The organism is Shimia sp. W99, assembly GCF_053851455.3.
Window position 1 is genome coordinate 1,086,415 of sequence record NZ_JBSQBU020000001.1, and the last position, 11,904, is coordinate 1,098,318.

General features: G+C 63.2%; 11 protein-coding genes. 9 read left to right on the forward strand and 2 right to left on the reverse strand.

Annotation, left to right across the window (positions count from 1 at the left end):
• Positions 1-166: 166 nt before the first annotated feature.
• Positions 167-850 carry a peptidoglycan DD-metalloendopeptidase family protein gene (locus ACS3QZ_RS05250; protein ID WP_456036884.1) on the forward strand — a complete coding sequence of 228 codons (684 nt, stop codon included), beginning with the start codon at positions 167-169 and terminating at the stop codon, positions 848-850.
• A gap of 172 nt (positions 851-1,022) precedes the next feature.
• Here ACS3QZ_RS05250 and ACS3QZ_RS05255 read toward each other — a convergent pair whose 3' ends face one another.
• A complete protein-coding gene (locus ACS3QZ_RS05255; protein ID WP_456036885.1) occupies positions 1,023-2,396 on the reverse strand; it encodes a divergent polysaccharide deacetylase family protein in 1,374 nt (457 codons plus the stop codon).
• 146 nt (positions 2,397-2,542) lie between these two features.
• Between ACS3QZ_RS05255 and ACS3QZ_RS05260 the strand changes: the two genes are divergently transcribed.
• The 7 genes from ACS3QZ_RS05260 (at position 2,543) to lexA (ending at position 8,336) form a co-directional block, all read left to right on the forward strand.
• Entirely contained in the window at positions 2,543-3,136 is a 594-nt protein-coding gene (locus ACS3QZ_RS05260) for an anthranilate synthase component II (RefSeq protein WP_456036886.1), read from the forward strand.
• Positions 3,133-4,155, forward strand: coding sequence for an anthranilate phosphoribosyltransferase (trpD, locus tag ACS3QZ_RS05265; protein WP_456036887.1), 1,023 nt, complete (start codon positions 3,133-3,135; stop codon positions 4,153-4,155). The genes ACS3QZ_RS05260 and trpD overlap by 4 nt, the downstream gene beginning before the upstream one ends.
• Positions 4,156-4,357: 202 nt before the next feature.
• Positions 4,358-5,026 (forward strand): uracil-DNA glycosylase, encoded by a 669-nt coding sequence (locus ACS3QZ_RS05270; RefSeq protein WP_456036888.1) that lies wholly within the window; start codon positions 4,358-4,360, stop codon positions 5,024-5,026.
• On the forward strand, positions 5,023-5,835 hold the full coding sequence (trpC, locus tag ACS3QZ_RS05275) for an indole-3-glycerol phosphate synthase TrpC (RefSeq protein ID WP_456036889.1): 813 nt from the start codon (positions 5,023-5,025) through the stop codon (positions 5,833-5,835). Before ACS3QZ_RS05270 ends, trpC begins: the two co-directional genes overlap by 4 nt.
• The gene (gene moaC / locus ACS3QZ_RS05280) at positions 5,835-6,311 is read left to right on the forward strand and encodes a cyclic pyranopterin monophosphate synthase MoaC (RefSeq protein WP_456036890.1); all 477 of its coding nucleotides are present in this window, start codon (positions 5,835-5,837) and stop codon (positions 6,309-6,311) included. Before trpC ends, moaC begins: the two co-directional genes overlap by 1 nt.
• Positions 6,308-7,483, forward strand: a complete 1,176-nt coding sequence (locus tag ACS3QZ_RS05285) for a molybdopterin molybdotransferase MoeA (protein ID WP_456036891.1) — start codon at positions 6,308-6,310, stop codon at positions 7,481-7,483. Before moaC ends, ACS3QZ_RS05285 begins: the two co-directional genes overlap by 4 nt.
• A 148-nt stretch (positions 7,484-7,631) precedes the next feature.
• The gene (gene lexA, locus ACS3QZ_RS05290; RefSeq protein ID WP_093094355.1) at positions 7,632-8,336 is read left to right on the forward strand and encodes a transcriptional repressor LexA; all 705 of its coding nucleotides are present in this window, start codon (positions 7,632-7,634) and stop codon (positions 8,334-8,336) included.
• Here the strand turns inward: lexA and ACS3QZ_RS05295 are convergent.
• Positions 8,330-10,372 carry a ComEC/Rec2 family competence protein gene (locus tag ACS3QZ_RS05295; RefSeq protein WP_456039310.1) on the reverse strand — a complete coding sequence of 681 codons (2,043 nt, stop codon included), beginning with the start codon at positions 10,370-10,372 and terminating at the stop codon, positions 8,330-8,332. The genes lexA and ACS3QZ_RS05295 overlap by 7 nt on opposite strands.
• Positions 10,373-10,457: 85 nt before the next feature.
• Between ACS3QZ_RS05295 and gltX the strand changes: the two genes are divergently transcribed.
• Positions 10,458-11,882 carry a glutamate--tRNA ligase gene (gene gltX, locus ACS3QZ_RS05300; protein WP_456036892.1) on the forward strand — a complete coding sequence of 475 codons (1,425 nt, stop codon included), beginning with the start codon at positions 10,458-10,460 and terminating at the stop codon, positions 11,880-11,882.
• The last annotated feature ends 22 nt before the right edge of the window (positions 11,883-11,904 follow it).

An 11,904-nucleotide genomic window follows, 5' to 3' on the forward strand; every position in this document is an offset into this window, starting at 1 on the left:
ATCTCCGTGATGAGTCGGGTTTGCGTCCCACCCAGCCTAGCATGGCTCCAGCATCTGGGAACCCGTGCGTATTCTCCCATGAAGGCTTAGCCTGCAAAGGGCGAAACTCCCTTTTCCCGTGTCATGCAAAGTTGACAGAACTCGCATATCTGCTCCTGTGTTGCGTATGTTTTATTTCGTTTTCAAATTCGCACCCTTCCGGTTTCTTCTCCTTGCATTTCTCCTGACGGCCTCTCCCCACTTCGCGATCGCGCAAGAAGCGTCCATCCTTGACGCCAATGGAAAACCCATCGTCTACGGCGTGGCGCGCGGATTTCGAAACAAGGGCGGCCTGTGTCTGGACTATGGCGCCACGCGGTTACGCAACGGAACGCCTTATCGTGTCGTAGAACCGGCGCGCACGATCACCAGCCACGAGGGCATGGACTTCTGCAAACCGGCCGGCACCAAAGTGCTCTCGCCCGTCGATGGCAAGATCCGGTTCATCGAGAATGATAACAAGAGTTGGGGCGGCGTGGTCGCCGTGACCACCGATTTCTCCGTCCGCCCCCGCCCGGGGAAACGTGCCCAACGCATCTTTGTCGAAATGGTCCATATCGTTCCGCTCAAGGGATTGCGCGTCGGGCAAAAGGTCAAGGCAGGCCAACTGGTCGGGCATATCCAAAAGGCCAACCGCCCCAGTATTGGCAACACCCCCCACATTCATTTTGCTGTGCGCCGCTGCAACGACTGGCCCACATGCCATGTTGATCCGAACTATTTCTGGCGCGACGGAGTCGGCAAAGTCTCCTGCCACAAGCCGTCCATACCGCTGCCGGGGGGACGGATCGTTGCCCCGCTCCCCTGCTAGGCGTCTACCTGCTTAACAAAACCTTGCGAGCGCTGCGTTAGACATGCCGATCTTGGCAAAACCCCGATCCCGCACCGACGCAATACCGACGTGATACCGACGTCATACCGAACCGGAAAAACGCGCCTTTTCAGCGAGTTAATCCTGTTTTCCCCAGAATGCCGGAATTTGCTCAGTCGATCGTGTTCAACGCGGCTGAAACGGGGGCCAGCGCAACGGTTCCCGCCCGGTCCTGCAATCCCCAGACGAGAAGCGCCGCAACCGTCTCTTCACGCAGGCGGCCCAGCATGATCACGCCATCCTCCTGCCCGGCCTTGAAGGCCGCCTGGTCCAGGAAACGGCGCATCACCACCGCCGACTGCCCCTTGCCATCAAAGTCGCGGAACACCGTCGCCGAGGGCACACCTTCCTTCGCGGCTAGCTTCTGTGCCGTGTTGAGCCCGTTGGGGAACATCACCAACCCGTGGCCACTCTGAGCGAGCATACCGGCGACCTGGTCCGACACCACCTTGGTCCCCTGCAGGCCATCGCCAAGCCCTTCCATCACGCCCACCGCCTGCGGCATCACCGACAGATGCGCGCTTAGTGCCACCTCAACGTCCGACGCCGTCGCGGCACCGGGAATGTCCACCATGGCCAGCACTTCAAAGCCCTTGTCCCGATACATTGCGGCCTTTTCCCGAACCTCCGGGTCCAGCGTCGACAGCGCGACACTCAATGGATAGGGAAAGGCGGACAGCGCGTCGGGATCGACGCTTGTATCGCCCACATCCACCAGCACGATCGCCATCACCGGCTTGCCTTCCGGGTTCTCCAGCGGTGCCGAATTGGCCACCACGGGGCGCGGTGCAGCGGGGGCCGCAGTCGCTTCGGCACTTTCGTCGCCACCGACCGTGGGCAGGCGTTCGGATTTGTGCTGCGGGAAGGTCTCGCCAAGATCACCTGCCGGTTTCAGCATTGACCCATCGTCTTCCTCCGCTGGGGGAGAGCCTGCCTCGGCCTCGGGCGTCACGTCCTCGGCCACCTCCTCTTCCATCGGCTCGGGGTCCTCCTTCGCCGGTGTCGGGAAAGCCCCCTCCTCGCTCACGTCCGGGGCCTGCGGCTGCGGCGGATTGACCGAGATCGACGGTTCGTCCTCGGTGCTGGGCGCATCCGGGGTCTCCGCTTGCGGATTGGGCAGGACCGGGCTTTCGCCCTCCACCTCTACCGCGCCGTCTGCATCCGGGTTTTCCGGTTGCATCAGCGCGGCTTCGTCCATCCCGGCTTCCGGTTTGGGCGCCGGCGCCGTATCCGTCAGCGGCGGCTCCACATCTTCGCTGGGTGCGGCCACTTCGGGTTGTACCGGCTCGTCCACGGCTGTGTCGGTCCGCGACGTGGTTTCCGGCGCGCCGCTATCTGCGGCCTCGACTGCACCGGCTGTTCCCTCGACCGCAGAGGTCTGCGGCGTCACCGTCGCCGGGAGCGGCGCCAACAGCGAGGCGAATCCCACAACCACCGCCACAACGATCGCTCCCCAGAATATCCCTGACAAAAATCCACGCAACATCTGTCCTGCCCTCTGTTTGGCATTGCTTTATGAGGCGATACTGCCCGCGCCCCCCTTGACCCTGTGCGTCAAGCCTGAACATGTATACCGCGACGTGGGCCCCGGCCTCTACCCCGTTTCGCATCTTTGGGAAAAGAACCAGAAAAATGCTGCTCCTGATCGATAATTACGACAGTTTCACCTACAATCTTGTGCACTATCTCGGCGAATTGGGGGCAGATGTGCAGGTCTGGCGCAACGATGCGCTGACCGTGCAGGACGCGATGGGCATGAACCCTGCGGGAATCTTGCTATCTCCCGGCCCCTGTGATCCCGATCAGGCGGGCATCTGCCTTGCCCTGACCGAGGCCGCTGCGGAAACCCGCACCCCCCTCATGGGCGTCTGCCTTGGACATCAGACCATCGGTCAGGCGTTCGGGGGCAAGGTCGTGCGCTGTCATGAAATCGTGCATGGCAAGATGGGGTTGATGCATCACACGGGCAAAGGCGTGTTCAAAGGACTGCCCAGCCCGTTCGAGGCCACCCGTTACCACTCTCTCGTGGTCGAGCGTGAAAGCCTGCCGGACTGTCTCGAAATCACGGCGGAACTCGAAGACGGCACCATCATGGGCCTGCAACACCGCGAGTTGCCGATTCAGGGGGTTCAGTTCCACCCCGAATCCATCAAGTCCGAGCACGGCCACGCCATGTTGCAGAACTTTCTCGACATGATGCCCCAGACCGAAGGTGTGCCCGCATGATTGACGACATCAAACCCCTCATCGGCACCGCCGCGGACCGCCCCCTGACCCGCGAAGAAGCCGAGGCTGCCTTTACTTTCCTGTTTGAAGGCGAAGCCACCCCGTCCCAGATCGGCGGCCTTCTGATGGCCCTGCGCACGCGCGGGGAAACGGTGGATGAATACGCCGCCGCCGCCGCTGTGATGCGTGCCAAGTGCAACGCGGTGAAAGCCCCGGAAGGAGCTATGGACATCGTCGGCACGGGCGGTGACGGCAAACATACGCTGAATATCTCCACCGCCACCGCCTTTGTCGTGGCTGGCGCGGGCGTTCCGGTGGCCAAACACGGCAACCGCAACCTGTCGTCCAAATCCGGCACCGCAGACGTGCAGACCGCCATGGGCATCAATGTCATGGTTGGCCCTGCCGTGGTGGAAAAGGCGCTCGCGGAGTGCGGCATCGCCTTCATGATGGCCCCCATGCACCACCCCGCCATGGCCCATGTCGGCCCGGTGCGGGCCGAGCTGGGCACGCGCACCATCTTCAATATACTCGGCCCCCTGACCAACCCTGCCGGGGCAAAACGCCAATTGACCGGCGCCTTCACCCGCGACCTGATCCGCCCCATGGCCGAAACCCTTGGCCAGCTCGGAAGCGAGCGGGCATGGCTGGTGCATGGCTCGGACGGCACCGACGAACTGACCATCACCGGCATCAGCTGGGTCTCGGCACTTGAGGAAGACGGCAGCATCAAGGACGTGGAATTGCACCCGGAGGATGCGGGCCTCCCCGTGCACCCGTTCGAAGACATCGTCGGCGGCACCCCCGAGGACAACGCAGCCGCGTTCCGCGCCCTACTTGACGGGGCACACTCGGCCTATCGCGATGCGGTCCTGCTCAACAGCGCCGCCGCTTTGGTGGTGGCCGACGCCGCAGAAGACCTGCGCGCAGGGGTGGAGAAGGCGCGCGAAAGCATCGACAGCGGCGCAGCCCGGGGCAAGGTCGAGGCGTTGGCCAAAGTCACCTCGGCAGCGGCTTGACGTGGATGCACTCTGCCCGGAATCAAGGCGCGCCAAAGCGCGCCGCCGGGCCGCGCCCGACCGCCCCCCGGGCGAGCGCTTTTGTGACGCCCCGCTCCCTCGCAAGGAATGGAACTACGCCCCGGCATAAAGCAGGTTCCTTCATTGTGGCTGCGCCCACCCGCAGTCGGGCGCTGCCCGGCACAGCTTTCGGACCAACCCCATGACCCCACCGCCCAGATGGTCCCACCTGCCCTTTTTCGCCGAAACCCTGCCCACCATCGAACACACTCTGGCCAAGGATGCACGCGAGATCCTGCCCCCGGTTCCTCAACGCTTTGCAGCACTTGACCTGACACCGCCTGACCGGGTCCGTGTCGTCATCCTCGGCCAGGATCCCTACCCGACCCCTGGCCACGCGCATGGCCTTGCCTTCTCCGTCGAACCAGACGTCCGCCCCCTGCCGCGCTCGCTTAACAATATCTTCAAGGAAATGCGCGAAGATCTCGGGGACGCCCCGCAAACCGGCGATCTGCGATTTTGGGCAGCTCAAGGCGTTCTCCTGCTTAACACCGTGTTAACCGTTCCCGCCGGTGAGGCGAACGGCCACAAGGCGCTCGGCTGGCAAAAGCTGGCGCATGACGTCCTGCAAGACGTATCACAGCGCCCGACCGCCTTTGTTCTGTGGGGAAAACAGGCACAGGCCCTTGCACCTCACATCTCATCCCCTAAAACTGACCCCAACTTCGAGACCGATCACCTGCTGATCGAAACCGCCCATCCTTCGCCGCTTTCGGCGCGGCGCGGCTTCTTTGGCTCCCGCCCGTTCTCGCGCATCAACACATGGCTCACCGCGCGCGGTGAACCTGCAATCAACTGGACGACGACATGACCGAAACCGTTCTGGACAAGATCAAGGCCTATAAGCTCGAGGAAATCGCCGCCGACAAGGCTGCCAAACCGCTCGAGGCCGTCGAGGCCGAGGCCCGCGAAGCCGGTCCCACCCGTGGCTTTGCCGACGCGCTGCGCATGGCGTCACGCTCTGGCTACGGCCTGATTGCCGAGGTTAAAAAGGCGTCCCCTTCCAAGGGTCTGATCCGCCCCGATTTCGATCCGCCCGCCCTCGCCAAGGCCTATGAGGAAGGCGGGGCCACCTGTCTCTCCGTGCTCACCGACACGCCCAGCTTCCAGGGGGACAAATCCTTCCTCACAGCGGCGCGCGCGGCCACCAGCCTGCCTGCCCTGCGCAAGGATTTCATGTACGACACCTACCAGGTCGCCGAAGCTCGTGCGCTCGGGGCGGACTGTATTCTGATCATTCTCGCCTCGGTCAGCGACGCGCAGGCGCAAGAGCTTGAAGAAGCTGCCTTTTCCTGGGACATGGACGTGCTTCTCGAGGTCCACAACCAGGAAGAACTTGAACGCGCGAGCCTGCTGAAATCAGAACTGATGGGCATCAACAACCGCAACCTTAAAACGTTCGAGACCACGCTCGACACCACGCGCAAACTCTCCAAACTGGTGCCTGCCGACCGTCTGATCGTTTCGGAAAGCGGCCTCAACACGCCCGAAGACCTCGCCGACATGGCGCGCTACGGCGCTCGCATCTTCCTGATCGGTGAAAGCCTGATGCGTCAGGATGACGTGGCCAGTGCCACCCGCGACCTTCTGGAGAACCCGCTGACCGCAGGGGCGATGTGATGTCCGGCCTCACGCATTTTGACGGCAAGGGAGACGCCCACATGGTCGATGTCTCCGACAAGGCCGTGACATCGCGCGTCGCCACCGCCGAAGGCTGGGTGAAGATGGCGCGCGAAACCTTTGATATCATTACCGAAGGGCGCGCCAAGAAGGGTGACGTTCTGGGTGTGGCCCGACTCGCCGGCATCATGGGCGCCAAGCAATGCGCGACATTGATCCCGCTCTGCCACCCCCTGCCGATTACCAAGGTCGCCGTGGAACTCACCCCCGACGCGACCCTCCCCGGCATCCGCATTGAGGCCACGGTCAAAACCACCGGCCAGACCGGGGTCGAAATGGAAGCCCTCACCGCCGTCAATGTCGCCGCACTCACCGTCTATGACATGAGCAAGGCCGTAGACAAGGCGATGGAAATCGGCGGCATCCGCGTGATCCTCAAGGACGGCGGCAAATCGGGGCGGTACGAAGCGAAATGATCTCCGTCGTCGAAGCCCTCGCCCTGCTCTTTGACCTGACCAAAACCCTACCGGTCGAAACCGTACCTCTGAGCCGTGCCAATGGTCGTGTTCTGGCCGCCCCGGTGACGGCACGCCGTGACCAGCCCCCGTTTTCCGCCTCGGCCATGGACGGCTACGCAATCTGCGAAGAAGACGCTGTCCCCGGCTCCCAGCTGGGTGTCATCGGCGAAGCCGCCGCCGGTCACAGCTTCGATCGAACCGTTGAAACCGGCCAAGCAGTCCGCATCTTCACTGGCGCCCCCGTGCCGAAGGGCGCCTCCCGCGTGATCATCCAGGAAGACGTGATCCGCGACGGTGACATCATCACACTGTCCGACAACCTGGACAAAGGCTTCCATATCCGCCCCAAAGGCGGCGACTTCCACGCTGGCCAGACCATCGACGCCCCGCGCCTCCTGCGCCCGGCTGACATCGCATTGATGGCGGCCATGAACATCGCCGAAGTGCCCGTCACCCGAAAACCCCGGGTCGCGATCATGGCCACGGGGGACGAGTTGGTCATGCCCGGCGAAAACCCCGGCCCGGACCAGATCATTGCCTCCAACAGCTTCGGCCTGCAGGCCATGCTGCGCGATCTCGGTGCCGAAGCGCGCCTTCTGCCCATCGCGCGCGACAGCATTGCCTCCCTGGAAATGGCGTTCTCACTGGTCGATGACGCGGACCTGCTGCTGACCATCGGAGGCGCCTCTGTGGGCGATCATGACCTTGTCGGCGACGTTGCCGCTAGCCTTGGCATGCAGCGCAGCTTCTACAAGATCGCCATGCGCCCGGGAAAACCGCTCATGGCAGGCCGCCTGAAAACCGGCGCCATGATGATCGGTCTGCCCGGCAACCCCGTCTCCGCCATGGTCTGCGGCCATGTCTTCGTCACGCCGGTCATCCGGGCTATGCTAGGCCTTGGCCAATCCGCCGCCCCGGCCCAGTCCGCCCCGCTCGCCGTCCCGGTCGGTCCGAATGGCCCACGCCAACATTACATGCGCGCGCATCTCGAAAACGGCAAGCTCACGATCGTCGAGAACCAGGACAGCTCCCTGCTCTCCATTCTCGCCACCGCCAATGCCCTTGCCATCCGCCCCCCAAACGATTCGGCCCGCAACACAGGCGATACGCTGGCCTACCTGCCCATCTGAACCCTCTTCATTTTGCCAAAAATACTCAAAACGCCACGTCTTGCACAGGCACGGCGTCAAGGCGTGTTGCCCTTCTGTTCACCAATTAATTGACACAAAACCAGAACATGTATAGAACAAAGGCAAAAGCTGATCCGAGGGAGCGCCCATGCTGACCAAGAAACAACTCGATCTTCTGGAGTTCATCCACAAACGCGTCCAGCGTGACGGCGTACCACCCAGCTTTGACGAGATGAAGGATGCGCTGGACCTGCGCTCCAAATCCGGCATCCATCGCCTGATCACCGCTCTTGAGGAACGTGGCTTCATCCGGCGCCTTGCCCACCGCGCCCGCGCGATCGAGATCGTGAAACTGCCCGAAAGCATGGGTGGCGCGCCGACCAGCGGGTTCCAACCGCGCGTGATCGACGGCCCGCATCCCTCCCCGGCACAACCCGCGAATATCTCCCCGGACGAGGTTCAGCTTTTTGCCCGCGAACTGCCCGTCATGGGCAAGATCGCCGCCGGTGTCCCGATCGAAGCGATCAGCCATGTCGATCACCATGTCGCCGTGCCCGGCCAGATGCTGTCGTCCGGCGGCAGCCACTATGCACTTGAAGTCAAGGGCGACTCGATGATCGAGGCAGGGATCAATGACGGCGACGTGGTGATCATCCGCGAATCCTCGACTGCCGACAATGGCGACATCGTCGTGGCGCTGGTCGAGGATCAGGAGGCGACACTCAAACGCTTCCACCACAACGGCACTTCCATCGCGCTCGAAGCGGCCAACCCGGCCTATGAAACGCGTGTCTTTCCCGAGGACAAGGTCAAGGTTCAGGGCAAGCTGGTTGGCCTGATCCGCACCTATTGACGCCCCTGCCGGCCCTGCATGTTCCAGAGCCTTCGCCCGGTCATCTCCCGGGCTGAGATCACGGGTGCCTGCGCCCCGCCCAGCCGGATGGCCACGGCCCCCAGACTGCCCAGCCGTTCAGGATCATAGCTTTCACAAGGCAGCGGGCTGTCGTAGGCGTGGGTGAACACCACAACGTCCCCATGCGTGCATCCCCCGAAAGCCGCAAGGCCACGCTGCCCCTGCACATGGATCAACCGCCCCCCGGCGCCCATCTCCATGATTTTCAGTCCCGGTATCCCCTCGTCCCACAATTGCGACGCCGCCACCTGATCCATCGTCGCCCCGTCATTCTCCAGCCAGTTTCGCGCCACGAACCCCTGTCCACGCGCCTTGGACAGAGCGCGTCCCCTGTCGGTCATCACCCCTACAAGGCCACCGCTATCCGCGATCAAAACGTCCGGGCGTTCGGATTTTGCCCATAACACCAAAGCCATCCCGGCCAACGCCACCCCGGCCCATCGCCCACGCCCCTGCCATAGCGCAACAATCAGACCGCCCATGGCCAGCATCGGCAAAACCGCGCGTCCGGCCCCCGGCACCACGCCTCGTGCGCCCTCTATCCCAGACGTGAAGGCGGCCACCTCCAAAATCCAGCGCAGCCCAAGCGCCATTGGCCACAAGCCCACCTGCTCCAGCCCCAAGGGCGCCAACAGCGCCGCCACCACCGCCGAGGGCACCACGACCATGCCCATCACCGGCACCGACAAGAGGTTCGCAGGCAAGCCATAATGCGCGACCTGGTTGAAATGAAAGGCCGCAAACGGCGCCGTCGCCAGACCCGCAACAAGGGATGAAACAAACACCGCGCCCACCGCGCGCAGCCACTTGGGGCCAAATCCAATTTCGCGATCCCTCAACCAGCCGAACGCCACCACCAGCGCCGTCGTCGCCGCGAAGGACATCTGGAATCCCGGCCCCAAAAGCGCCTCGGGGCGCAGGGACAGAACCACCAGCGCCGCCACCGCGACGGCCCGCAGGCTCAGCGCCCTCCGGTCGACCAGAACCGCCAACAGCATCACGGCCGTCATCACGAAAGCCCGCTCTGTCGAGACGCTTCCCCCGGACAATGCGAGGTAACCCGCCGAGGCAAGAAGCGCGAAAACCGCGGCTGTTTTCTTGGTATTGATGCGCAACGAGACGACAGGAACAAGCGCCAACCCCATCCGCACCGCGGCAAAGACAAAACCCGCCAACAGCCCCATATGCAGCCCGGAAATCGCCAGCAGATGCGCGAGGTTGGAAATACGCAAGGCCTCGACCGTCTCCTTGGGAATGCCTGATCGGTCACCGGTCGTCACGGCTGCGGCGAAACCGGCGACATCGTCAGGCATGCGCGCCTGAATCGCGCCGGAAATCCACATGCGGAACGCGAACACCGCGCCGCCGCTTCCCGGTGGCCCAAGCTCCACCACTGGAGCGCGCGTGTATCCCACGGCTCCCAGTCTCAGAAACCACGCATGTCGTTGAAAATCGAACCCCCCCGGTTCAACCGGCCCTGAGGGAGGCGCCAAATGCCCGGTCAGCCCCAGCCGCATACCTGGCGCAGGCCGCGCGCCCGCATCTTGTCCATGCATCGCCACGCGTACCCGACGTGGCGTCCGCTCGGGCGGCACCCGTTCCAGAACCACGTCCGCCAGCGTGACCCGCAGAGCGTCCGACGCAGAGCGGTCAATCCCTATGACCGTGCCCTCAATCGGCCCGTAATACCGCCAGGAAAGCACCGGTCCGCTCACCTGATGCGCCCGCATGCCGGCAAGCGCAAACCCGAACATCACCAGCGCGGAGGCCCATATCACCGGCGCGCCAACAGCTCCCCCTCTGCGCCCTTGCATGCCAAGCGCCACGGCGCAGAGGGACAACACCCCCAGCCCCCACGGCGGCGGCTCAATCTTCAACGTGAAATAGATCCCGATCCCGGCCGCCAGGCACACCGGCGTCCAGGCAAACAAATGCCCCCTCTGTCCCAGAAGGGCCAGCCGGATCATGTTGAGCACGCGCAAGCCTTGTCCTCTCTCGGGCGGGTCGATAGACAGACGCCAACGCTAGATCACCCAAGGTTACGGAAAGGTTAAACCCCACATGACAGGCCAGGTCGTCACCCGTTTCGCTCCCTCGCCCACAGGGTTCCTGCATATCGGCGGCGCCCGCACGGCGCTGTTCAACTGGCTCTATGCCCGTGGCCGGGGCGGCAAGTTCCTTCTGCGCATCGAGGATACTGACCGTGAACGCTCCACACCCGAGGCCACCGAGGCCATTCTTCAGGGTCTGAGCTGGCTCGGGCTGGACCATGACGGCGACGTGACCAGCCAATTCGAAGGGGCTGCACGTCATGCCGAAGTCGCGCGCCGGCTGCTCGCCGAAGGAAAGGCCTACAAATGTTTCGCGACCCAGGACGAAATTGCGGCCTTCCGCGAAGCCGCGCGCGCCGAAGGCAAATCGACCCTCTATCGCAGCCCGTGGCGCGACGCCGATCCGGCAACGCATCCCGACGCACCCTATGCCATTCGCATCAAGGCGCCGCAGGACGGAACTACCGTGATCCGCGATCAGGTGCAGGGCGATGTGACCATCCGCAACGATCAGCTCGACGACATGATCCTGTTGCGCAGCGATGGCACACCGGTCTACATGCTGGCAGTTGTTGTAGATGATCACGACATGGGCGTGACACATGTGATCCGGGGGGATGACCACCTCAACAACGCGGCGCGCCAGATGATGATCTACGAAGCCATGGGCTGGGACGTGCCGGTTTGGGCCCATATCCCGCTGATCCACGGGGCGGATGGCAAAAAGCTGTCCAAGCGCCACGGTGCGCTTGGCGCCGAAGAATACCAGAAAATGGGCTACCCGGCGGCTGGCATGCGCAACTACCTTGCCCGCCTTGGCTGGAGCCACGGCGACGACGAGTATTTCACCGACGCTCAAGCGCGCGCGTGGTTCGACCTGAATGGAATCGGCAAAAGCCCTGCGCGGTTCGACACAAAAAAGCTCGAAAACCTCTGTGGTCAGCACATTGCCGCCGCGGATGATGCCGCACTGCTGCAAGAATTGCAGGAATTCCTTGCGGCCACCGACCAAAACCCCCTCAGCGACGAAAAGTCCACCTTGATGGAGGCTGCGATGTATTGCCTCAAAGAGCGGGCCAAGACTTTCCCGGAACTCATTGAAAAGGCACATTTTGTCCTGGCGGATCGCCCGCTGGACTATGATGAAAAGGCCGCAAAAAACCTTGATACGGTATCCCGTGGTATACTGGGAGAATTGACGCCGCAGCTGCAAAATGCTAGCTGGACGCGAGACGGGCTGGAAGCCGTCACAGGCGCCTTTGCAGAGACAAGGGAAATCAAGTTCGGCAAGATGGCAGGCCCGCTGCGGGCGGCGCTTGCAGGGCGCGCCGTGACTCCCAGCGTTTTCGACATGATGCTCGTTCTGGGCCGCGATGAAACCATCGCCCGCCTTGAGGAAGCGACCACATACGAAGCGGAGGCGCAGACCGGCTGAACGGATTTGCGCCCCGACATAA